This is a genomic window from Blautia sp. AF19-10LB, from assembly GCF_003461245.1.
Classification (GTDB): domain Bacteria; phylum Bacillota; class Clostridia; order Lachnospirales; family Lachnospiraceae; genus Blautia_A; species Blautia_A intestinihominis.
The window spans coordinates 15,919-40,546 of the sequence record NZ_QTWS01000004.1; the positions used below are offsets into that span (position 1 = coordinate 15,919).

18 protein-coding genes are annotated in these 24,628 nt (G+C 45.8%); 6 read left to right on the forward strand and 12 right to left on the reverse strand.

Features of this window, described 5'->3' with window-relative positions:
• Window positions 1-2 precede the first annotated feature (2 nt).
• Together DWX28_RS03840 and DWX28_RS03845 are read right to left on the reverse strand one after the other, a co-directional pair.
• Entirely contained in the window at window positions 3-560 is a 558-nt protein-coding gene (locus DWX28_RS03840; RefSeq protein ID WP_118251895.1) for an NUDIX hydrolase, read from the reverse strand.
• A complete protein-coding gene (locus tag DWX28_RS03845; RefSeq protein ID WP_118251896.1) occupies window positions 547-1,836 on the reverse strand; it encodes a DNA polymerase Y family protein in 1,290 nt (429 codons plus the stop codon). Before DWX28_RS03845 ends, DWX28_RS03840 begins: the two co-directional genes overlap by 14 nt.
• 377 nt (window positions 1,837-2,213) lie before the next feature.
• On the opposite strand from DWX28_RS03845, the gene DWX28_RS03850 reads away from it, so the two are divergent.
• Window positions 2,214-2,948, forward strand: a complete 735-nt coding sequence (locus DWX28_RS03850; protein ID WP_243002322.1) for a hypothetical protein — start codon at window positions 2,214-2,216, stop codon at window positions 2,946-2,948.
• A gap of 237 nt (window positions 2,949-3,185) precedes the next feature.
• Here DWX28_RS03850 and DWX28_RS03855 read toward each other — a convergent pair whose 3' ends face one another.
• The 4 genes from DWX28_RS03855 to DWX28_RS03870 form a co-directional block, all read right to left on the reverse strand.
• Window positions 3,186-3,890, reverse strand: coding sequence for a hypothetical protein (locus tag DWX28_RS03855; protein WP_118251897.1), 705 nt, complete (start codon window positions 3,888-3,890; stop codon window positions 3,186-3,188).
• A 137-nt stretch (window positions 3,891-4,027) separates the two neighbouring features.
• Window positions 4,028-6,541, reverse strand: a complete 2,514-nt coding sequence (locus DWX28_RS03860; RefSeq protein ID WP_118251898.1) for a glycoside hydrolase family 3 protein — start codon at window positions 6,539-6,541, stop codon at window positions 4,028-4,030.
• 9 nt (window positions 6,542-6,550) lie between these two features.
• Entirely contained in the window at window positions 6,551-6,784 is a 234-nt protein-coding gene (locus DWX28_RS03865; RefSeq protein WP_118251899.1) for an HPr family phosphocarrier protein, read from the reverse strand.
• Window positions 6,785-6,849: 65 nt separating this feature from the next.
• The gene (locus tag DWX28_RS03870; protein WP_118251900.1) at window positions 6,850-8,418 is read right to left on the reverse strand and encodes an alpha-L-rhamnosidase-related protein; all 1,569 of its coding nucleotides are present in this window, start codon (window positions 8,416-8,418) and stop codon (window positions 6,850-6,852) included.
• Between the two features lie 145 nt (window positions 8,419-8,563).
• Between DWX28_RS03870 and DWX28_RS03875 the strand changes: the two genes are divergently transcribed.
• Both DWX28_RS03875 and DWX28_RS03880 read left to right on the forward strand, forming a co-directional pair.
• A complete protein-coding gene (locus DWX28_RS03875) occupies window positions 8,564-9,616 on the forward strand; it encodes an AraC family transcriptional regulator (protein ID WP_118251901.1) in 1,053 nt (350 codons plus the stop codon).
• A gap of 123 nt (window positions 9,617-9,739) precedes the next feature.
• On the forward strand, window positions 9,740-11,098 hold the full coding sequence (locus DWX28_RS03880) for an MATE family efflux transporter (protein ID WP_118251902.1): 1,359 nt from the start codon (window positions 9,740-9,742) through the stop codon (window positions 11,096-11,098).
• 15 nt (window positions 11,099-11,113) lie between these two features.
• Here DWX28_RS03880 and DWX28_RS03885 read toward each other — a convergent pair whose 3' ends face one another.
• Window positions 11,114-12,919, reverse strand: coding sequence for a glycoside hydrolase family 2 protein (locus DWX28_RS03885; protein ID WP_118251968.1), 1,806 nt, complete (start codon window positions 12,917-12,919; stop codon window positions 11,114-11,116).
• A gap of 325 nt (window positions 12,920-13,244) precedes the next feature.
• Between DWX28_RS03885 and pckA the strand changes: the two genes are divergently transcribed.
• Window positions 13,245-14,849, forward strand: a complete 1,605-nt coding sequence (gene pckA / locus DWX28_RS03890) for a phosphoenolpyruvate carboxykinase (ATP) (RefSeq protein WP_118251903.1) — start codon at window positions 13,245-13,247, stop codon at window positions 14,847-14,849.
• A 126-nt stretch (window positions 14,850-14,975) separates the two neighbouring features.
• Window positions 14,976-16,763: an alpha-amylase family glycosyl hydrolase gene (locus tag DWX28_RS03895; protein ID WP_118251904.1), complete on the forward strand. Its 1,788-nt coding sequence runs from the start codon at window positions 14,976-14,978 to the stop codon at window positions 16,761-16,763.
• 125 nt (window positions 16,764-16,888) lie between these two features.
• Here DWX28_RS03895 and DWX28_RS03900 read toward each other — a convergent pair whose 3' ends face one another.
• The 3 genes from DWX28_RS03900 to DWX28_RS03910 form a co-directional block, all read right to left on the reverse strand.
• Window positions 16,889-18,373, reverse strand: a complete 1,485-nt coding sequence (locus DWX28_RS03900; RefSeq protein WP_022213676.1) for an AAA family ATPase — start codon at window positions 18,371-18,373, stop codon at window positions 16,889-16,891.
• A 40-nt stretch (window positions 18,374-18,413) separates the two neighbouring features.
• Window positions 18,414-20,606, reverse strand: coding sequence for a DNA topoisomerase III (locus DWX28_RS03905; RefSeq protein WP_118251905.1), 2,193 nt, complete (start codon window positions 20,604-20,606; stop codon window positions 18,414-18,416).
• An 82-nt stretch (window positions 20,607-20,688) separates the two neighbouring features.
• On the reverse strand, window positions 20,689-21,354 hold the full coding sequence (locus tag DWX28_RS03910; RefSeq protein ID WP_022213678.1) for a response regulator transcription factor: 666 nt from the start codon (window positions 21,352-21,354) through the stop codon (window positions 20,689-20,691).
• Window positions 21,355-21,512: 158 nt separating this feature from the next.
• Here DWX28_RS03910 and DWX28_RS03915 point away from each other — a divergent pair, with 158 nt between their 5' ends.
• Entirely contained in the window at window positions 21,513-22,439 is a 927-nt protein-coding gene (locus DWX28_RS03915) for a diacylglycerol/lipid kinase family protein (RefSeq protein ID WP_118251906.1), read from the forward strand.
• Between the two features lie 75 nt (window positions 22,440-22,514).
• On the opposite strand, the gene DWX28_RS03920 is transcribed toward DWX28_RS03915, so the two are convergent.
• Both DWX28_RS03920 and mutY read right to left on the reverse strand, forming a co-directional pair.
• On the reverse strand, window positions 22,515-23,528 hold the full coding sequence (locus DWX28_RS03920) for a glycosyltransferase family 2 protein (protein WP_118251907.1): 1,014 nt from the start codon (window positions 23,526-23,528) through the stop codon (window positions 22,515-22,517).
• A 23-nt stretch (window positions 23,529-23,551) separates the two neighbouring features.
• Complete coding sequence (mutY, locus tag DWX28_RS03925; protein WP_118251908.1) at window positions 23,552-24,598, reverse strand: A/G-specific adenine glycosylase; 1,047 nt, start codon at window positions 24,596-24,598, stop codon at window positions 23,552-23,554.
• Between the last annotated feature and the right edge of the window lie 30 nt (window positions 24,599-24,628).

Below are 24,628 nucleotides of genomic sequence, written 5' to 3' on the forward strand. Positions count from 1 at the left end.
TTTTACACCTGCTTCTTTCTCAAAAATCTCCGTACCACCTCAAACCCGCCGCTCGGCACGCAGAATTTGTCTCGGGATTTCTGGCATTCTTCATACGTGTCTTCGAGGTCGAACCATTCTACAGATTCTACTTCTTCTTTCTGTAAAACAAGGTCATTGATGTCTACCGGCTGGCTGTAGATGTAGACGAAGGCTAGTTCTTCGTCGCGGAACAGTTTGCCGTGGAATTCTTTGGCGAAGGAGATGGGGAAAGTTCCGGCGAATTGGAGCTGGACTGGAGTGCCCTGGATGCCGAGTTCTTCGTGGAGTTCGCGGAGTGCGGACTCCAGGGGCTCATCTCCGGCCTGGATGTGACCTGCGGAGGAGGTGTCGAATTTGCCGGGGAAGGAGTCTTTGTTCTTGGAGCGTTTCTGGAGTAAAACTTCGGTTCTTCCATCTTTTTGGCGGATGATCCAGATGTGAGCGGTTCGGTGAGGGATGCCGTCTGTGTGTGCTTTCTCGCGGGTTACTGTCTTGCCTGTGGGATTTCCTTTTTCGTCTATGATGTCAAATATTTCCATTGTCGTCTGTGCCTTTCTTCGCTTGTCTGCCGCGTTTTGTTTCGAGTTCATTCTGCATCTGTGCGCGGGCTTTTCGCGCGATGCCGGAGTTGCTGTTCATGATGCTCGCGCGGGTGATCTTGTCGTTGCCGTATTTCTGCCGGATCGTATCGAGTGCCGCGTCCAGTTTCCGGTGGCGTTCTTTGTTTTCGGTGTTTTCAAATAAGGATAACTGTTCGTATTCGTCGTCGGAAAGGTTCGTGAGTGCTACTCCAATCAGCCGGAGGGGTTCGCCTTTCCAGAATTCGCGGAAGAGTTTTTTGGCCTGTTTGTATATCTCGTCTGTCACATCTGTTGCATTCTGGAAGGTTGCCTGGTGGGATTTCTTTTTGAAGTCCAGGGTACGGAATGTGACGGCTACGGACAGGCATTTTTTCTGCTGCCTGCGCATTCTTGTGGCTACTATATCGCACTGTTCCAGAAGGATCGGGAAGACCTGTTCCAGCGAGATAATATCTTCATTAAAGGTGGTTTCTGCGCTGAATCCTTTTGCTTCGTCTGCCTGTTCTTTGACCGGAGAATCATCGTTTCCGAGGGCATACTGGTGGAGCTGGTGTCCGTTTTTGCTGCCCAGTAATGCCTGGATATCAGTCTCTTTTGCGCGGGCAAGATCACCGATTGTATGGATGCCGATTTCGTTCAGTTTCTTCTCAGATGCTTTGCCAAGAAAGAGCAGGTTTCGGATAGGAAGCGGCCACATTTTTGTCTCGATCTCATCTGGAAAAAGGGTATGGACTTTGTCTGGTTTTTCAAAATCGGATGCCATCTTTGCCAGCAGTTTGTTGGTAGATACGCCTACATTTACGGTGAATCCCAGTTCTCTGTGTATCCTGTCTTTGATCTCATGGGCGGCTGCGATCGGGTCCGGATAAAGCAGGGACATTCCTGTCATATCGAGAAAAACTTCATCGATGGAAAAGGATTCCATGATCGGTGTATAGGAAGCACAGATCTCTTTAAACGCTCTGGAGCATTTCACATAGAGCTCAAAATCACTCTGTACGATCACGAGATCCGGGCATTTCCGAAGTGCCATTGCCATCGGTTCTCCTGTCTGGATTCCGTATTTTTTTGCCGGAATGGATTTGGCTACTACGATTCCGGTACGCTTCTTCGGATCACCGCCAATGCATGCCGGAATGTCCCGAAGATCCGGCAGTCCCTGGTCTATCCTTCGCACGGATTCCCAGGAAAGAAACGCGCTGTTTACATCTATATGAAAAATCAAACGGTCCATACTTATCCCTTCCTTTCGCTGTAGTTTCATCTCTTACATATGTTCGAAGTAGGTTGCCACGTCCAGATATGCCTCTATCAGTTCTTCCAGTGTCATTTTGCCCTCTACAAAAATCAATAATACCAATCTTTTCTTATTATATCATGCTCTGTCGGGCGCATCCTACAAAATTTTACATTTTTTTGTATCCAAGCAGTTGCTTTTACAATGGAAGCTCCAAAAAACTGTCGTTTATCTACTTTACAAACACGCAAATTTTTTATAAAAAAATAGAAAAAAGGGAGTTTTATTGGACTGAATAAAGAGTATAATAGAAAGTGTAAGAACAAATAGGACTTGCTCATATCAGTATAAAATAGAAAGGTTAAGAAGCAGATATGAAGATTACATCCAGCTATGGCGTAGAATTACGAAAACATAATATCCCGATACGTCAGACGCTGGATGTTTACAGGTCTGCTGTCAGCTATCTGACAGAAATTTATGAGCAGGTATGGGAAGAACTGGAAAGTATTCAAAAAGCTAAGAAACGTTTCAATGAAGCAGAACACCTGATACATACAACGAAAAAGAATCAGACCCGTTTTGATTTTGATGTTCTTTTCCCAAAGATGCCTTGCTACCTAAGAAGGGCAGCCATCCAGCATGCCCTGGGAAGCGTATCCTCTTCCAAAACTCGAATGAGATTGTTGGAAAAATCAGTCCAGATAGAAGGAAAGCCGAAACTTGTATATGAGAACCATGCAGATATAATTGTTTTCGAATACCTGAAGACAAAAGGAAAGATATCCGGGAGAAAGAAACAGAGACTGCATCTGTGGAGAAAACGGGATATCCAGAAACGCTGTGAGCATCAGGCACACAGAAACGGGATGAGAATATCAAGGATCTGCGCATGGAATACCAGCAGGCTTGCGTATGATGGAACAGGAACGGTTGCCCATGATTCAAGAACTCACAGCCTGTGTGTGTTTCAGACAGGAAAACGATATAATTGTGACTTGTCAGCATCGTACAATATTGGAGCAAGATATTTTATCAGAGAACTTTTACCCCCTTCCGGTAACGGAAAGGTCTTTGCTGGAGGCAAAAGTCCCTGCAGTAAAACGTAGAACCTCATGTGTTTATGCGGACCTGAGGAAACTCAGTTCAGAAATGAACTTAAGGGCCACATAAATGCAGGCAGATATACAGCGGACTACCTGTCATGTGGGAACCTGCCGTATCCGGCATGCACCAGTTCTGTCTGCATTGCAATTTATATGCTCGTATAAAATAATTGTGCAATATAAAAGAGAGCTCAAAAGGCAGTTTCGCATGGCCGATTCTTCCTTTTCAGGTCTCTGTTTTTATTCTTTTTTCTGGTATTTTGTGCGGAGCAGCCATTTCTGGTCGATGACTTTGAGTTCTTCTCCAAACCGGATATGAAGGCTTACGGAACCTGCTCCCTGTTCGATTTCTTCAATGCATCCTTCTCCGAATTTCGGATGACAGATCACTTCTCCCACCTCATATTTCACGATACTTGCCTGACTGTTTTTGTGCTCCTGCTGCCTCCTATATGTGTCACGGATTGCCACAGTCTTGTCGTGGATCGGACTTTTGAGTTTCTTTTCGTAGTCATGTTTCATCAGGGCTTCCCCTGCCTTGTAGTAAGGTGTCGGCGCGGCCCCTACCAGAGAACAGCAGTATTTCCACGCGCTTCCGTGAAGTCCTGGCTGCCACTGATATTCACGTGGGATCGTGATATGATGTTCCATGTAGTGGGCATATTCGTGTCTGTAGAGATCCATCCGTTCTTCTTTTGTAAGAGGATTTTTTACCCCGTATCCTACGAAGAGAAGGGAAAAATGAAAGTGTTCTTTTTCATGATGCCCTGCTCTTGTATAGGAACCCAGAGTGTCTGTTTCAAATCCAAAAGTGATCGGGATCTGGGCTCCGCGAAGATGAAATTTCCGATCCAGTTCCCGGTAGAGGGCACGGATCTGCGCCGTCAGTATTGTCGTTTCTTTCTGTAGTGTTGCATACAGATCTGTATAATTTCTGTCGTCCATGATTTCTCCATTTGTATTTCGTTCACTGATTCTCTATCATATACTGAACTTGCCATCTTGTAAACCAAAAACATGCACAAAAACAGGACAACATATAGCTTTCACTACTGCTGTCCCGTTTCTATCTCATTTATTTTTTACTGAAGATACTGGTTAGATTTCCAGATCACACTCACCAGTCGTGCGATACACGCTTTCAGGTCTTCGATCTTAAGAGTTCCCTCTGCCAGTTCTTTGTGCATATTATCGTGATCTCCGAAGCAGCCCGGCATTACCAGGTCGTTTCCTGCTCTCATGCAGCCGGATGCTGTACAGTTATCTCCCTGTTCTGTAGTCGTCCAGTCTGTCATGATCGCACCTTTGAATCCCCATTCATTTCTTGCGGACTCTGTGCAGAGATCATAGTTGTTTGCTGCATGAACACCATTGATCAGGTTGTAGCTGGTCATGATGGATATCGGCTGTGTCTGTCTGATCGCGATCTCGAATCCTTTCAGATAAACCTCGCGAAGTGCACGCTCAGATACAACGCTGTCTGATCCCATACGGTTGTCTTCCTGATTGTTGCATGCAAAATGTTTGATCGTTGTTCCACATCCATAATTGGACTGCACGCCCTCTGTCATAGCTGCTGCGATCGTTCCGGATACATATGGGTCCTCTGAGTAGTACTCGAAGTTTCTTCCACAGAGCGGATTTCTGTGGATGTTCATTCCCGGTGCCAGCCAGAGTGTCACGCCGAAGTGCTCCATCTCGGTTCCGATCATTGCTCCGACTTCGCGGATCAGCTCCTGGTTCCAGGTCTGTGCAAGCAGAGTTCCTACCGGAATCGCTGTACAGTACTGATAATATCTTTCCCCCGGAAGTTCTCTGGAATCATCATAGAATAATCCACCTTCCAGACTGAATTCGAACGGCATGCTGACAATGCTGCCTTCATTGACATGATAATATTTCATCAGTCGAAGTCCTGCCGGTCCGTCTGCAAGGACGATGCTTGCAAGTCCTTTATCTACAGCACAGCGGTGTGTCTCTCCTGCAGAACCCGGAACAGAAATGCCTGCTGCCCCAAGGTTTCCCCCCTGTGCTTTGCCCGGGTCTCCGGCTGCCAGATCGATCAGTTCTTCTTCTGTCAGGGTATTTACAAAATCCATCGCCTCTCTCTCATAGAGGTCGGCATTTTTCTTATATTCTACAGTCTCTGTCGTAATGTCTGCCGCATGAAGTTCCAGAACGGTCATCGCCTGCTCTCCGGCAAGTTTCTCTGCTGTTTCTGTGCGTTTTGCTGTTCTGGATGGTTCCTGTACGATTTCTTCCAGATCCTGTTTCAATGGGAAGAGGTTTTTGACCTGACGTTTCGTCACTGTGGCATCCAGTTTCATGCCTCCACAGAGTTTCGCACTGGCAAGGCTGTTTCCGATCCAGATGCCGTAGAAGCCTTTTTCCAGGATCCATGCTGCGCTCTCTTCATCGTAGGAAGTCAGTGCATCTACTGTCACTTTCATGGTGACTTCTTCTGTTTCGCCAGGTTTCAGTTCGGCAGTCTTGGCGTAAGCTGCCAGACGGTGTGCTTCTTTTTCCAGAGTGCCTCCCGGCAGGGATGCATAGACCTGTACGACTTCTTTGCCAGACACTTTGCCTGTGTTCTTTACAGATGCTGAAATGCTGATCTTTTCAGCGGATATTTTTACCAGACGGTAGTTGCTTATCTCAAAGTCTGTATAGGAAAGTCCATATCCGAAGCCATAGCGGACCGGAACTTCAAAGGTATCGAAATAACGGTATCCTACATAAATTCCCTCTTCGTAAAGCTCGGTCTGCACATTTCCGTTATTATGTGAAAACTTCTCAGAATTCGGATAATCCTCATATTCATATGCCCAGGTATCTGCAAGTTTGCCGGATGGATTTACCTTGCCGGAAAGGATGTCGGCAACTGCATTTCCGCCTTCCATGCCAGGCTGTACGATCACCAGAAGTGCTTTGATGTTCTCGAATTCATCCATGAAGGAAAGATCCACCTGTGCGCCTGCATTGATCAGAACAATGACATTTTTGTAATATGCACAGATGTCTGCAAGTATCTGATATTCGTCGTCGTTCAGATAATAATCGCCCTTGTCAGCAGTACGGTCGGAACCTTCTCCTGCGATCCGGCTTAGAACATAGATTGCTGTTTCCGTATCTGCGTCCTCAGCTGGTTTCTGTACCTGATCTCCGGCTGGCATTTTGAATGGAGTGGTGCTGTATACCGAAAAGAAATCCATGGTGTCCGCGCCTTCACCCGTTTTTGAAAGGATACTTCTCTTCCATTCCTGGCGTGCATTCTCGTAGATCTTGTCGTAACTTGCGATCCAGTCTTCTGTTGTCACCTGAAATCCGGCGTTTTTGATTCCCTGGAAAACGGAAACATTTTCACGTTCATTGACATCTCCGGAACCTGTTCCTCCTTTGATGGTTCTTCCTGCGCCTGCGCCATAAAGTGCAACGTTGCTTCCGGCTTTCAGGGGAAGAAGATTGTCTTCGTTCTTAAGAAGGACGATTCCTTCTGCTGCCGCACGGCGTGCAACCTTGCGGTGTTCTGTCTCCCATGGCTGAACTTTCGGATCTGTGGTGCCGGAAAATGCTCTCTCTTTCAAAATTCGTGTCATGATTATTCCTTATTCCTCTCCAATAAAATCTGCAAATGTTTCTTTTATTTTCTGCTCATCCTCCGTACCTGCATTCAGGATCAGCGGCTTGCTTAAGTCCAGGCTGAAAATTCCCATGATGGATTTTGCATCTACATAATATTTACCGCTCTGCAGATCCATATCACAGTCAAATTTACTGCAAAGTTTGTTAAATTTATCTGCGTCCTGCATAGATACGATCTTTACTGTTAATTTTACCATAATCTGACTCCTTTTTCACGCTTTTATTCAGGCGGATCTTCCGACCCGCCCTGCTTATTGTTTATTTAGTTAAAGTACTTTCTGAGAAGATAAGTCGGTGTGCAACTCCATGCGTGGCAGTAGCTGTTTACAATGCTGCTTCCATATGGGGATTCTGCCGGGTTTTCCGGATTGTAGAGTTCCCAGAAGGTATCTGCACCGTGGCTGATCATGCCGCCCCAGTAATATTTCATGTATTCCATTGCCTGGTCTTTTTTGCCGCACATCAGAAGTGCTTCCACATAATGATGGTTCATGTACGGAGAGACCATTCCTTTTTCCGGTTTCAGCTCATCCAGCTTATCGAGCATTGCACTGCCTTCTTCGATGCTGACTGCACCTGCAAGGATTAGCCATACCTGGCTTGCGTAGTTGATCTGTTTTTCCTCGCCACTTACGAACAGGCCTGTTTTCTCATCCAGAAGATATTTTCTGACTGCTGCAGTCTTTTCTTCTGCTTCTTTTGCAAGTTCTTCTGCTTTTGCTGTATCTCCAAGGATCTCTGCGATCTTCTGTACTTTTTTTGCACAGTAGATGTAAACGCCCTGCATTGCAGTCTGTTTGTTCAGTCCTTCCGTCCAGTCGATGAAGCCCCAGAATCCTTCGCCGTTTTTCATCAGATGTCTCGCATCAAACTGCTCTCCGGCGATCTCCATCTGGCGGTATGCACATTTGCTTAAATCTTCCAGCGTTTCTCTGTCGCCGGATGCCTCATAGTAATCCAGAAGTGTTGCGCCGAAAAACATGGAATAGTCCAGAAGGAAGGTATCATCTACGATAAATTTTGGCTCTGTAAACAGGCAGGCACTTACCTGACCGTTGTCTTTTGTCTGTCCTGCAAACAGGTACAGGCATCTTTTTACCAGATCCATGTTGTGGAATGTTTCGTAGTTTGCAAGTGCCTGAAGTCTCAGGTCTCCGAGCCACAGACGGCGGTCTCTCTTCGGTCCGTCCTCAAAAACGGACTGCATACAGTTGTGCAGGGTACGAAGGCTGACTTTGTCCAATTTACGGATCATTTCGTCATCACTCTCTACCGGTTTCACATCTTCCATGCGGACAGAAGAAACACTGGTGCAGTATACATCTTCCACTACCATCTGCCATTTCAGTGAGGTATCGATTGCCTCGATCTCCATATAACGGAATGCGTATCTTCTTGGAAGTTTCAGTTCTGCCGGAAGGACATCGATATGGATGAATTCTTCCTGGATCCAGCCACGGCTGATCCATCCATCATAATCTGCAGAATCCTCAGTCATCTCTTTTGCGATCTCACCAAATTTCAGTCTGAAAAATGCCGGTGCATCCTGCGGGCTTCCCACAGAATTCAGTTTCAGAGTGACATATCCTACCTGATGATCACCGAAATCCAGGCAGATCCTGTCGCCTTTTGCCATATGATAGGTGGAAAGATTTTCGATGTCATCTTTTTTCGAAACTTGCGGAAAAACCTCCTCTGTCTTTACGATATCTACGATAGAAACCGGACGGACTACTGTCTTGATAAGTTCCGGTGCACACGCTTCTGCTTTTTTTACAAAATCATCATTGGTTACTCGAACCATATTTAAATCAATACTTACTGCTGGCATTCTGCTTTTTCCTCCAATTTTTTCTATATATCACTTTACCTTTTTCTGCTGTATTTTCCAATTGTCTTTTTTTCTGTAAAACAGTGATGTTTTTTTCGATAGATATGCGCTATACTTTTATTACATAATAAGGGAGAGGTTCTATATGAAACTTACCAGAGAAGAATTTCGGAAATACATCTTTTCTTACAATGAAGATGAAGCCTTTTATAAAAAACTTTATTTACAAAAAAAGAAGGATTCTGAGACATTTCAGGACTACTGCCTCAATCTGGATCGAAACTTTATTTTGGAACATCACCTGTATGTTCCTGAACTTCTGAGCGGATCCTGGTCTCCTTATATGGAAGAAAAAGATTTCTTTCAGGATACGGTCGAGAATATCATGCTTTACAAGCACTACCGCTACACGCCTGTTTTTTCTCATAAGCATGAATTTTTTGAGATCCTTTGTGTGTATGACGGCACTGCTGATACTACGATCCAGGGGATACGGCACACGCTGCATACGGGTGATATCTGCATCATCCCGCCGAATACCACGCACAGTGTCGGGATCTTTGATGACAGCACGGCTTTTAATATCCTGGTGCGCAGTACGACGTTTCAGTCTACTTTCTTCCAGTCACTGACGGCTGACAGTGCCCTGGCGCAGTTTTTTGCACATGTGCTGTACCGCAAGACGGAGGGAAATTATCTGATCTTCCATAGTGGAGATGATGTACGGATCCGAGATATGCTGGAAAATCTCTATATTGAGTATCTCGGCCACGAGAAATACAGCTATACCTTTCTCAACTCCATGCTGGTCATGTTCTGGGCGATGCTGCTTCGTTATCACGAGAACGATATCGAATCCATACTTACAAAGGATACTGCCGGAAATTCTGTCACAGAGATCCTGAACTATCTGAACCAGCATTACCAGACAGTTACGCTGAGCGAGACAGCCAGCCATTTTGGTTACAGTATTTCCCATTTCAGCACCCTGATCAAAGAAAGTACCGGAAAAACTTTTCTTCAGATCATCCGGGATATCAAGCTGAATCAGGCGTGCCGTGCACTGCGGGAAACTTCCCTGAGCAACCCTGCGATCTGTGAACTTGTCGGATATGAAAGCCCGGAACATTTCATGCGTACTTTCAAGAAAACTTACGGGATGACTCCCGGTGAATATCGCAGGAAAAATAAGGAATAAATTTTCACAAAAATAAAGTTTTTTTATCTTCCTGACTTTTTTTGTATATCCTCTTTACAATCCTCGAATCCTGTCGTATCTTAAAGACAGGTGAGAAAATCAATCAATATCGAGGTTTATGTTATGTGTAAAAATTCAAAGAAAAAGGCCCGTTCGATCACGATGACGACGGGCTCTTTGTGGAGAAATATTTTTCTGTTCAGTATTCCGCTGATGTGCTCTCAGCTTCTGGAAGTTATCTTTAACTTAAGCGACGTTGCTGTTGTTGGCCGGTTCGCAGATTATAAGGCACTTGGAGCGGTCGGTTCTACGACGCTGCTGGTAACATTGTTTGTGGGATTTCTGATTGGTATGGGCAGCGGTGTTAATGTCCGGGTCGCCCACGCACTTGGCTCCGGGGACCGACAGGTCACTGAGGACACCATTCATTCAGCTCTGCTCCTCTGTGCACTGATGGGACTGCTGGTCGGTGCTGTGTGCTTCTTCTTTTCCGGCGGGATGCTTAAACTTTTGAACACCAAGGATGATCTGATCGGGCAGGCTTCCCTTTACCTGAAGATTTACGCGGTCGGTCTTCCTGCGATGGGTGTTTATAACTTTGGTAATGGAGTGTTAAGTGCCCGCGGAGATACGAAACGCCCGCTTTATTATCTGGCTGCAGCCGGTGTTCTGAATGTTATTTTGAACCTGTTTTTTGTCATCGTATTACATATGGCAGCCGCGGGTGTTGCCACAGCTACTGCGATCGCACAGTATGCTTCTGCCGCTCTGATCATGACGCATCTGCTTCGCCGCAGGGATGAATGCCATGTTTCACTGAAAAAAGTCAGACTGCACAAGGACACCAGCATTGCCATCCTGATGATCGGGGTCCCGGCAGGTATCCAGAATGCGATCTTTGCGATCGCAAACCTGTTCGTGCAGAGCGGTGTCAATTCCTTTGATACCTATATGGTCTCCGGAAATGCGGCGGCTACCAATGCGGACACGATCATTTATAATGTCATGTATGCTTTTTATATCGCATGTTCCAGTTTTATGAGCCAGAACTACGGTGCAAGAAACAAAAAAAGAGTTCTGAAGAGTTACTTTATCAGCCTGTTTTATTCCTTCAGTATAGGACTGATCCTTGGACTGCTCCTCTTTCTCTTTGGTCATCAGTTCCTGTCGCTGTTTGCCACGGATGCTGCCGTTATCGATGCCGGCATGCAGCGGATCAAGATCATGGCGTTTTCTTACTGTGTGTCCTCTTTTATGGACTGTACGATCGCCGCATCCCGTGGGATCGGAAAGACCATCATCCCGACGATCATTATCATCATGGGCTCCTGCGTCTTCCGTATCATATGGATCTACACGATCTTTGCCTGGGTCCACACCATCCCGGCACTGTTTCTTCTGTATCTGTTTTCATGGATCATCACATCGATCGCAGAAATCATCTACTTTACTGTCAGCTACCGGAAACTCAGCGTCCGGTAGCTGATTTTTTATTCTTTATTGAAAAGGCTCGATCTTCCGCACTTCACGATCATAAGTAAAAACACCGTTGACCTCTTCTTCCACATCTGTCCACTGTGTGTAGATACTGGCACTTAATCCCTGTGGGATCAGATTTCGCACACCACTCCATCTTTCGAGGAAACGCTTCTCGTGATCTTTTTTGTTTTTGCAGATTCCATAGCCGTATAGTTTTTCTTTTGCACAGTGACCTGGTTCCCGATAGCTGTAACCGCCAAATTCTGAAAGAACGGAAGCCCTCTCTCGTTCCGGGCGGATGAACAGTTTGAAGAAATAGTTATGCAGGCTGGAAAAATCTCCGCCTCCCTGGTCAAACCATCCACTTGCCTGATCGATCAGCCGGTTCGGATCAAGTCTGCGGACGATCCTGGTCATATCCTCTGTCTGAAACTGTCCCCAGCCTTCGTTGAAGATCACCCATGCCGCAATGCTGGGATGATTTCCAAGAAGCCGGATCGTCTCTTTCATTTCCCAGATAAATTCCAGGCGGCCGGCTTTTGCTTCTCTGGAAAGCAGTCTCGGATAAACGTCACGCATTGGGATCCGAAGCCAGGAAAGCAGAGTCGCACCGTAAGTTACAAACCAGTGTTTATAGTAACTTCCACCATTGACCATATCCTGCCAGACTACGATTCCAAGTCTGTCGCAGTGATAATACCATCTCTGCGGCTCGATCTTGAGATGCTTCCGCACCATGTTGAAGCCGGTCTTTTTCATTTCCTGGATGTCAAAGATCATCGCTGCATCAGATGGCGGCGTGTACAGACTCTCCGGCCAGTATCCCTGGTCGAGCACGCCATTCTGGAATTGTACTTCGCCGTTAAGACAGATCCGCGGGAATTCCTCATGAACTTTCGTTTCCAGAGAAAACTTCCGCATGGCGAAATAGCTGATGGCTCTGTCGTCTCCCAACTTTACTTCAAAATAATAAAGATACGGAGTTTCACAGTTCCACAGAGAAATGGACTCAATCGGGATCTCGATCCATTTGTCACTTACAGCCTGTACTGCTGTTTCCAGCATATCCTCTGTAGAAATCTGTGACGGTTTCACTACCGGATCTGGATAAAGTCCTGGTTTTCGTATTTTTATTTCTATCGGAAAATTTCTGGAAAGTTTATCCACATTCTTTTTATCTGTACTATAACTGGAACTTACTTTAATCCTGATAATCTTTTTCTCGATATCCGGAACTGTTTTTATTTCTTTTATGTAGGTTTCCGGCACTTTTTCCAGCCATACTGTCTGCCAGATGCCGCTCTGGGCGATATAAAACATGCCGCCTGCATTAAGTTTCTGTTTTCCCTTCGAATGGTAGGAAGTATCACTCAAGTCTTTGACAGCTACTATAAGTTCATTTGCGCTTTCCTGCGCGTATCTGGAAATATCCACTTCAAACGGAAGATATCCTCCCGTATGACGTTTCACCTTATGTCCGTTAATCCGAACTTCACAGGACTGATCTACCGCACCGAAATGGAGCAGGATGCGGTTTTGCCCCTTTTCTCTGTCCCAGCCCGGAAGATCGAAATTTCTCCGGTACCACAGATATTCATCTGGTTTAAGCTGACGTCCGACTCCTGAAAGAGCTGTCTCAGGCGAAAACGGCACGAGGATCCTGCCCTCATACTGCTGTGGCTGTTTATTGTCTATAGTAAAAGCATAATCCCACCAGCCATTGAGGATCTGATAATCTTCTCTCATCAGAAGTGGTCTCGGATATTCCTCCAGCACATGATCCCTGTCGAGATTTTTTCCCCATCTTGTGTAAAGCTGCTTCATAAGATTCCCGTCCTTTCTGATGATATTTCTGCCTGGTGATGCCAGCAAATGCTTTCTATATTATATATAGAAGATTTTTTTTTATTCATTGTACATTTGGGGAATACTTATGTCAAGAAAGCAGGATAATGCTGAAATCACTGCCCAAACATGACATGAAGTGTTAAATTATTATCATTTTTTCAAAATTTAATGGTTTTTTTATTGCTTTTATTGATGAATTATGTATAATTAACTCTATGAGAAGTTGGCGCGTTCCACTTCTTAGAGGTTATAGGAAGCCAGCATGTAGATGGCTCTATTAAAGAAGAGAGGTAAATGTAAGATGGCAAAAATCGATTTAACTAAGTATGGCATCACTGGCACAACTGAAATTGTGTACAATCCTTCTTATGAAGTATTATTTGAGGAAGAGACTAAAGCAGGTCTTGAAGGATTTGAAGTAGGCCAGGAAACAGAACTCGGCGCTGTTAACGTAATGACAGGTATCTACACCGGACGTTCTCCTAAAGACAAATACATCGTTATGGATGAGAACTCCAAAAATACAGTTTGGTGGACTTCTGATGAATACAAAAACGACAACCATCCGGCTACTCAGGAAGCATGGACAGTAGTTAAGGATCTTGCTAAAAAAGAACTTTCCAACAAGAGACTTTTCGTAGTTGATGCATTCTGCGGTGCTAACAAAGACACTCGTATGGCAATCCGTTTCATCGTTGAAGTTGCATGGCAGGCACACTTCGTAACAAACATGTTCATCAAACCAACAGCTGAAGAACTTGAAACATTCGAGCCAGATTTCATCGTATACAATGCTTCCAAAGCAAAAGTTACAAACTACAACGAACTTGGTCTGAACTCTGAGACAGCTGTAATGTTCAACATCACAACTAAAGAGCAGGTTATCGTAAACACATGGTACGGCGGAGAAATGAAGAAAGGTATGTTCTCTATGATGAACTACTTCCTTCCACTTAAAGGAATGGCTTCCATGCACTGCTCTGCAAACACAGACATGAACGGTGAAAACACCGCTATCTTCTTCGGACTTTCCGGAACAGGTAAAACAACTCTTTCCACAGACCCGAAACGTCTCCTGATCGGTGATGACGAGCACGGCTGGGATGACAACGGTGTATTCAACTTCGAAGGCGGATGCTACGCTAAGGTTATCAACCTTGACAAAGAATCTGAGCCAGATATCTACAATGCAATCAAACGTAACGCTCTTCTTGAGAACGTAACAGTTGATGCAAACGGAAAGATTGACTTCAACGATAAGAGCGTAACAGAGAACACTCGTGTTTCCTATCCGATCGACCACATCGAAAAAATCGTTCGCCCGATCTCTTCTGCACCGGCAGCTAAGAACGTAATCTTCCTGTCCGCAGATGCATTCGGCGTACTTCCTCCAGTATCTATCCTGACAGAAGCTCAGACACAGTACTACTTCCTGTCCGGATTCACAGCAAAACTTGCTGGTACAGAGCGTGGAATCACAGAGCCTACACCTACATTCTCAGCTTGCTTCGGCCAGGCATTCCTGGAACTGCACCCAACCAAATATGCAGAAGAGCTTGTTAAGAAAATGGAAAAGAGCGGAGCAAAAGCTTACCTCGTTAACACAGGATGGAATGGAACAGGCAAACGTATCTCCATTAAAGACACTCGTGGTATCATCGATGCTATCCTCAACGGAGATATCAACAACGCTCCTACCAAGACAATTCCATACTTCAACTTTGAAGTTCCTACAGAACTTACAGGCGTTGATACAGGAATCCTTGACCCACGTGACACATACGCAGATGCTGCTCAGTGGGAAGAAAAAGCAAAAGATCTTGCTGCAAGATTCATCAAGAACTTCGCTAAATATGAAGGAAATGAAGCTGGTAAAGCACTTGTTGCTGCTGGTCCTCAGTTATAATTTCATATTTGAACCAAAGAGGGGCTGCCGTACATACGGACAGCCCCATTATTTTTTACCGGGCATGTTCTGTTTCATGCAGCATTCCGGCGATAAAAAAATAACTACGAAACGAGATGATAACCTATGAGTTGGTACAATGAAGCAATTTTTTATCACATCTATCCACTTGGACTTTGCGGTGCACCGAAACAGAATGAGTACACCACTCCTGTCCACCGTCTGAACACTCTCCTCCCATGGATCAACCACATCAAAGAGATCGGATGCACCGCCCTGTACATCGGACCTCTCTTCGAAAGTGTCGGACATGGTTATGAAACCACCGATTATAAGAAGCTTGACTCCCGTCTTGGAACAAACGAAGACCTGACCGCTTTTGTCAAAGCATGTCACGAAAAAGGCATCAAAGTAATCTTCGACGGTGTATTCAACCACACAGGACGTGATTTCTTTGCATTCAAGGATATCCAGAAGAACCGCGAACATTCTCAGTACCTTAACTGGTACTGCAATGTCAATTTCTGGGGAAACAATGAATACAATGACGGATTTTCCTATGACAACTGGGGCGGATACAATCTGCTTGTCAAGCTGAACCAGCGAAATCCGGAAGTTCAGAATTATATCTGTGATGTGATCCGCTACTGGGTTTCTGAGTTTGATGTCGATGGAATCCGTCTGGATGCCGCTGATGTCCTGGATTTTGATTTCATGCGTGCACTCCGCCGTACTGCCGAGGAAGTCAAACCTGATTTCTGGCTGATGGGTGAAGTTATCCATGGCGATTACAGCCGCTGGGTAAATGGCGAGACACTGCACAGTGTCACAAACTATGCTCTGCACAAAGCTCTTTACAGTGGACACAATGACCATAACTATTTCGAGATCGCACATACAGTGAAATATCTCCAGAACATGGGAAATCTTGATCTGTACAACTTTGTTGACAATCACGATGTAGAACGAATCTACACCAAACTGTCCAATAAAGCGCATTTTAATCCGGTTCATGTACTTCTTTATACTCTTCCGGGAGTTCCAAGTATCTATTATGGTTCTGAGTTTGGAATTGAAGGACGCAAGGAACGTTCCTCTGATGACAGCCTGAGACCTGCCCTGGTTCTTGCAGACTACGCAGATGCGAAAGAAACAAATCCATGTACAGCTCTGGTTGCCGCTCTTGGAAAGATCAGACAGAATACCCCGGCTCTGAGCTACGGAAGTTATGCAGAACTGCAGCTTACTAACCGCCAGTTTGCTTTTGCCCGTGATCTGGACGGTGTGCGCGTGGTCGTAACTGTCAACAATGATGACAACGATGCTTGGATGAACCTCCCTGCTGGAAATGCATCTGAATATGTCGGCACTCTGACCGGTCAGAAAGTTTCTGTCGAGGGCGAACGCATCAATGTATGTGTTCATGCAAACAGCGGTGAGATCTGGGTACCTGCCGGTGATATGCCGGAGTACACGCCTGTCAAGGTAGAGGTGAAGGAAAAAGCTGTTAAAGAATCTGTCAAAGAAGAGACTCCTGCTGCCGAAGAGACTCCTGCTGCCGAAGAGACTGCTGTTGCTGAAGAGACTACAGTTGCTGAAAAAACATCTGCCACAAAGACAGAGGAAAAAGAAACTGCTTCCGAAAGTACAGATGTAAATACTATCAGCACTGCCACAAAGGAAACTGCCGCTACAGAAGAAAAAGTTACCGAGGCATCAGAAAAATCCACAGCAAAAGAACCTGTCAAGGTTGACCCGAACAAGGCTCCGGAAGCCATGACCGTCGAAGAACTCCAGGCTGCCATCCTTGCAAAGATGGCTAACAACGGACCTGTCACCGATCAGATGAAAAAGACTGTCGATGACAACATCTGGCATGATTCTCTTGTAAACTGGCTCAAGAGTTTCCGATAAAATCAAAGAAACATATCTGCAATATCAATTTACGCAGATAATATACAGACAGAGAGCATTTCCACTATGGATCTGCTCCCTGTCTGTATTCTATACTATTTTGTTTATATACTGATCTTTGCGCCTTACTCAAATAATTTCTTCACCATCTCTGCATCAAATGTTACAGAGGATACCTTATTTACCTCGATCTGATACAGCGCATTTGCTGCGATATGCTCTGCCGCCTGCTCCAAATCACGGATTCCTGTAGTATCCGCAAACTGCTCGATCACTGCATCCAGTCCATCCGGTGCGATCACGCACTCTTCTTCTCTTAAGTTCATTCTCTTGAGAACTTTTGGAAGGGCAAATTTGGAGAAGATGACTTTCTTCTCTTCTGCTGTATAATCCGGAAGTTCAATGACCGCAAAACGGGACATTAACGGTGCACTGATCTGTGCTTTGTCATTTGCTGTTGCGATCGGATATACACCGACGGTCGGAACCATACATTCCATGTAGTTGTCTGTGAATCCCAGGTTATCGAGAAGTGTCAGAAGCACGTCTGCCGGATTTCCGTTTCCTTTACCGTTGGTTGCTTTATCCAGCTCATTGATGATAAATACAAGATTGGATTCTCCTGCCATGGAAAATGCCTCCATGATGATTCCCGGTTTGGCATTGGCATAAACACGGGAACTTCCTGTAAGCTGCTCAGGATCGTTGATGGAACTCATATCAAGAGTTGTCCACGGAAGTTTCAGGATACGTGCTACGGCATATGCGATCTGGGATTTACCTGTTCCTGCCGGTCCTACAAGCAGAAGTCCATACGCCGGAAGTGTATGGGTACGGTTAATCTGAATGATCGTCTCGATGATTCTCTGTTTTACTTTCTCCATTCCGTAAAGTTCTTCGTCAAGAATACGGCGTGCCTCTACCGGGTCGATGGATTCAAAGTAATTATTCTTCCACTGGATGTTCATCATAATGGACAGTGCTCTCTGTGCATGTCTTCTTTCTTCCTGAGAGACCTCATGGGAACGTGCTACGGCAAGGTTTCGTCTTGCCCAGAGGCGGATGTTATCCGGCATGGTCCTTCCCGCACAGGTCATAAAGTCTGTGATGCTCTGGATACTGGTGAGCTTCATGTTGTCGCCCTCTTCATTCTCGTCCTCGTTCTCTGGAAGTTCTGTCGGTGCATTGCTTGCGAGCAGACGCTCGATCATAAACTGAAGAAATCCATCCTCTGCAGAAAGCTTGGTGCCGCCTCCGAATGCGGTCTCTCGGATCTTGTAGACTGCATAGCCTTCTCCAGTATTCTGTCCTGATAATCGTACACTGATATGGTTTTCACCAAGCCATTTGACAAGGCTTACGAAACGTGCATCGATCTTGAGGATATCTGCCGGGAATACGCCATCCTCTTCTTTGAATTCAAAAGAAGATTTCTGGTTTGGATTAGAGAATACGCCACAGGAATGATGATTCCACTGGCGGCTTGTGTTGTCCAGGACCAGGATCGGTTTCTCCGGAGATGGTTTTGTTTCATTGGAGCGGAATGTGGTGTAGGTGCATTCCGGATCTTTCTTTTCGGTTGTTGCATTGCTGAAATCAAATACAGGCATAACGGCTTCTCCTTTATCTTAATTATTTTGTAGTTTTGTATCAGTCGAGTTTCAGTCCTGCCAGCGCCTGTGCAAAAGCGTTGTTTACCGGCTCGTTGGCTTCTTTCTGCTGCTGTTTCAGGTATCGCTGGACATCACGTTTCTTGACTCCTGCCCCTTCTTTCTCTCGTCTTGCCTGGAAAGAAGACAGTTTTTCTTTGTAACCGCAGGCACATACGAAGGTTTCTTCTTTGCCTTTGACCAGCATTTCCATACGCTTGTGGCATTTCGGACAGCGGGCATTTGTTGTTCGTGAGATCGTCTCACGGTAGCCGCACTCTCTGTCCTGGCAGACCAGCATCTTGCTGTTCTTTCCGTTGACTGCCAGAAGACGCTTGCCACAGATCGGGCAGATCTTGTTCGTCAGGTTATCGTGCCGGAATGTTCCCGGTCCCGTTTTTATCTCACTGACGATCTCATTTGTATAGTCGCGGATATCACTCAGAAAGGTGTCCTGTCTAAGTTTTCCTTTCGCAATGTCAGAAAGTTTCTTTTCCCAGTCTGCTGTCAGTTCCGGTTTCTTTAAGTCCTCCGGAACCAGTTCCAGAAGCTGTTTTGCTTTGGAAGTCAGATAGATCTCGTTGCCTTTCTTTTCCATCATAAAGCTGTGGAAAAGTTTCTCTATAATGTCTGCCCTGGTTGCTACGGTTCCAAGTCCTCCCGTTTCTCCCAGAGTCTTTGCAGCCTGTTTGTCCTTCGTGGAAAGGTATTTGACTGGATTTTCCATCGCTGCAAGCAGTGTTGCCTCTGTGAAACGTGCCTGGGCTTTGGTCTTGCCGGAATTCAGGTGTACCTGTGTGATACGAAGTTTCTGTCCCTTTTCAAAGACAGGAAGTTTCTGGTCTTTGAGTTTTTCTTCTTCTGTGTCGTCCTCTTCCTGGAATCCACCCTCGTAGACTTCTTTCCAGCCGGCACTTAAGACTGTCTTTCCGTTGGCAGCAAAGGTATAACCGCCTGCTGTCCCCTCCATTGAAGTCTGCTCGTATTCAAATGGCGGATACAGAACACTTAAGAAGCGTTTTACCACCATATCATAGATCTTGCGCTCTTCGTTTGTCATATGGTCAAGCTGCACGAACTGCTCTGTCGGAATGATCGCATGGTGGTCACTGACCCGTTTATCGTCCACAAAACTTCCATTTGTGCGGATCGGTTTGTTCAGAAGTGCTCCTGCCAGTTTACGATACGGACCTGTACCGCAGGCCTTGAGTCTTTCTTTGAGTGTCGGGACTACATCCTTGCCGATATAACGTGAATCTGTTCTCGGATAGGTCAGGACTTTGTGATTTTCATAAAGGCGCTGCATAATATTCAGGGTTTCCTTGGCAGAAAATCCGTATTTCTGATTTGCCTCTCTCTGGAGAGTTGTCAGATCATAGAGCCCCGGTGCCATTGTCTTCTTTGGTTTCTTTGTGATAGCAGTGATCTCGATCTGTCCATTCTGGACGCTCTGTGTGATCTCCTCTGCACGTTCTTTCTGGAAAGTACGGAAGCTTCCGCTCTTTGGATCTTTCCAGGTCCACTGTACTTCTCCTGCCTGTAAAGATATTCCATAGTAATCCTTCGGTTTGAAGTTTCGTATTTCTTCTTCGCGCATTGCTATGATCGCAAGGGTAGGGGTCTGCACACGACCGCAGGAAAGCTGCGCATTGTATTTGCAGGTCAGGGCTCGTGTTCCGTTTATTCCTACCAGCCAGTCTGCCTCTGCTCTCGCCACAGCCGCTCTGTACAGGTTATTGTACTCTCTTCCATCTTTAAGATTCTGGAATCCGTCTTTGATCGCTTTGTCTGTCACGGATGAGATCCATAATCGCCTGATTGGCTTATGGCATCCGGATTTGTCCAGGATCCATCTTGCTACGAGTTCGCCCTCTCTTCCGGCATCTGTGGCGATGATGATGTCTCCGATGTCCTTACGGAAAAGCTGCGTCTTGACCGCCTGATATTGTTTCGATGTCTGGCGGATCACGACCAGCTTCATCTTATCCGGCATCATAGGGAGCGTCTGCATATCCCATTTCATGTACTTCTTATCATATTCTTCAGGATCTGCCAGAGTTACCAGGTGTCCTAGTGCCCAGGTCACAGCATAGTCCTTTCCTTCCAGGACTCCGTTCCCTTTCTGATTACAATGGAAAACCCTTGCAATGTCTCTTGCCACGGAAGGCTTCTCCGCAATTACCAATGATTTCATTTATTCTAAATCCTCTCAGAAGTTTTCTCTGAAAATGAGTATATCATAGAATTGCATTTTGACCAACAAAAAAGGAAGATTTTCATCTTCCTATCTTGTAACCGACGCCCCGTACTGTTTCGATCAGATCTCCGGCACTGCCAAGTTTCTGCCGCAGCGTACGGATATGTACATCCACTGTTCTGCTTTCTCCATCAAATTCATAACCCCAGATCTGGTTCAGAAGCTGTGTTCTGGAAAGGACCATTCCGCTGTTCTTAAGCAGCAGGCACAGCATCTCATATTCCTTAAGTGTCAGGGTAACCGGCTCCTGGTCAACAGTCACTACATGGCGGACCGGGCATACATAAAGGTTCTCAAGCCGGTATTCTTCTGCGCCTTTGTCCTCTGCTCTTCGAAGTGCTGCCTTGATCCTGGAGATGAGTTCCATCATCCGGAACGGCTTCGGAATATAGTCATCTGCACCGCTGTCCAATCCCATCACGACATCATATTCGCTTCCCTTTGCTGTCAGCATGATGATCGGAAGTTTCCTGGTGTCCGGTCTTGTCCTGAGTTTCTTAAGAATGGAGATTCCGTCCTCCTCCGGAAGCATCACATCCAGAAGGATCAAGGACGGAACCTGTTTCTCCAGTTCCTTCCAGAAAAGGGATGGGCGTTCGAATCCTTTTGCATCCAATCCCTGACTTTTTAGTGTATATACCACAAGCTCGCGGATACTTTCATCATCTTCTACCAAGTAGATCATTTATTTTTACCTCTCTCATTTTTCAATTTAAGCCAAGTATACGCACGCTTCGTAAAATCTTTAGTCTTTTGACTGTTAAATCTTTGTAAAGGCAAGTCCTGATTGTAAATTACAGAAAACAATGTTATCATAAAAAAAGAATCGTTTTGGAGGATATTATGTATTATTTTATCGTAAATCCTAATTCCCGCTCAGGGAAAGGTGCTCTTATATGGAAGGAACTTCGCAGGACTCTTCGACAGAAACATATTTCTTACAAGGCTGTCTTTACCGGATACCGCGGTCATGCGGTCAAACTGGCGGCTTCCGTCACAGCAAAAGCATCACCGGAACATCCTGTTTATCTGATCGCAGTCGGCGGTGACGGTACGATCCAGGAGGTTCTTTCCGGTGTTAAGGATCTGTCCTGTATTTATTTTGGTTATATCCCGACAGGATCCGGGAATGATTTCTGCCGCAGCATGCAGCTCCCACAGGACCCGCACGAGGCACTGGACTGCATCCTCAAAAGAAAACACATCGCATCCATGGATGTCCCGGTCATCTCCATCAAGGGACGCAAAAGTCATTTCGCGATCAGCTGCGGTATCGGGTTTGACGCTGCAGTATGCCACGAAGTAAGCGTCACCCCTATGAAAAAAATACTTAACCGTGTGGGCCTGGGGAAACTTGTTTATCTCTTTGTCGCGCTGAAACAGCTTCTGTTCCTGAAGCCTGTTCCTGTGACACTCCGGATGGATGAAGAACGTATCTACCCATTCCACAAGGTATATTTCGCGGCAGTGATGAACCAGAAATACGAGGGCGGCGGCTTCAAATTCTGCCCTGATGCCAGCCCTTCTGACGGATATCTTGATGTAATCGTTGTCGACGGACTGAGCAAGCTTAAGGTTCTCTTCTGTCTTCCGACTGCATTCTGGGGCAAGCATACACAGTTCACCGGAATCCATATCTTCCGCTGCAAAAAGGTCGAAGTATTCAGTACTGTCCCACTTGCGGTACATAAAGACGGAGAATCCGCCGGCATTCAGGAGACTTTTTCCGTTTCTATCGAGAAAGAACCGGTGAAGATCATTCTTCCGTAAACAGAAACTATTAAAGGCTTTCGACAGGAATTATCGTATCCCTGCTGAAAGCCTTTCGTTTCTTATATTATTTCTTTAGTTGAATCCATAGAATTTCTGGCATACTTTATAAGCTGCCACGAACATCTTTCTGCCGGCTCTGCCTGGAAGATTTGCTGCACGTCCGAGGACACTGTAGCGAAGTTTATGGTACAGCCAGCGGTCCAGCTCACGGATGTATTCCATGAGTTCTTTTTTCTTATCGAGTGCTTCCTGTGTGCCGGCGCGTACCAGCATGATGGAAGAAACTGTTGTGATGATATCCAGGTAACTGAGCATATATTTCTTCAGGTGCTTGTTACTGAACTGACATCTGTGGAAAGCATCTGCCATCAGTTTGTTGACTCTGATCTGCTGGTCGATCCTCTTGATCATAACCCTCTCATTTACAGACTGATCATCACGGCCAATAAAGTAACGATAAAAATTCACATCCAGATAATACATGTTCTGAACATATGGAAGCGGCTCAAATGCAAACAGGTTGTCTACATAAAACGTATGCTTCGGAAGCTCCAGACCACATTCGTGGAGCAGTTCAGTACGGTAGATCATGGAATGCATGAGGAGATATTTTCCCTTAGGCATACGCACCTTGTCCCACTCAAAGATTTCGTTTACCGGGAGACAGTGTCTGTACTGCATGACCTTTTTCCTTGCTACGCCCTGTTTCTCATATACGAAATTGCTGATCAGAAGATCAACCGTCTTTGGTCCGCGGATAAGTTCTTCCAGAGTCTTGAGGATCTGCTCATACGCTTCTGCATTTACCCAGTCGTCGCTGTCCACGACTTTAAAATAAAGTCCGCTTGCATTTCTGATTCCTGCGTTGACTGCTTCGCCGTGACCGCCGTTTTCCTGGTGGATTGCCTTGACGATCGTCGGATATTTCTTTGCATAAGCATCTGCAATCTCTGCTGTGCGGTCGGATGATCCGTCATTTACGACAAGGATCTCCACATCTTCGCCTCCTACAAGAAGGGAATCAATGCACTTCTCCATATATGCTTCTGAATTATAACATGGAATTGCAATACTTAAAATTTTCATCGGTATTATTCCTCCTGTGTGTGTTATTCCCTGATATATTTTGTGTACGCGCTGAATGCTGATGGGATCGCATATTGATCGTCGGACTGCCTTTTACCGACAAAAAGCAGATCATTCTGACGGATTTCTTCCAGTGAGGAAACACGGACCCTGTAGGCAGTCATCCTCCATTCAATATGTGAAAAAATATGCTTTGCTTCCGGAAGTGCTTCTATACGAAGCGGTTCCAGATCCATGGCTTTGACGCTCTCCAGTACTTCCTCTTCAGAGAGATGTCCCTTAAGATTCGGAAACTCATATAATCCCGCAAGAAGTCCTCTCGATGGACGCCTGCGGATTGCTGTCTTTTCTCCATCCTGGATCACAAGAACGGTCCGATCTTCCAGCTTCCTGTCTTTCTTCTGTGCTTTGACGGGAAATCTGTCGATCGTTCCATGAGCTCTTGCCCCGCAGCAAAAAGCCACCGGACAGACATCGCATTTGGGTTCGCCATTTGGCACACAGACAACTGCGCCGAGTTCCATCAGTGCCTGATTGAAATCTCCGGGGTACTCCCCTGGCATGATCTCCTGAAGCTTATTTTCTATCCGTTTCTTTACAGACTGCTTCATGATATCACCATCATCCTCTATAATCCTGGTGATCACGCGAAGTACATTTCCATCTACTGCCGGAACCGGTATATCATAAGCGATCGATGCAATTGCTCCTGCTGTATAGCTTCCGATTCCCTTAAGGGAAAGAAGTTTCTCGTAAGATGCCGGAAGCACACCATCATATTCCTCCACAACCGTCTGTGCCGCAATCTGCATATTCCGGACGCGGTTGTAATACCCAAGTCCCTCCCACAGTTTGAGAAGCTTCTCCTCCGGGCACTCTGCAAGTGCCGCCGGATCCGGAAGTTCTTCTGTGAACCTGCGAAAATATGGCTTCACTGCCTCCACTCTCGTCTGCTGCAGCATGATCTCCGACACCCAGGTATAATAGGCATTGTGCCGGTCTCTCCATGGAAGGCTGCGCTTATTCTGCCTGTACCACTCTGTCAGTGGCTTTACAATGTCATTCAGCATTCTTCTAGTCCTGTCTTGTTTTTTTGTCTT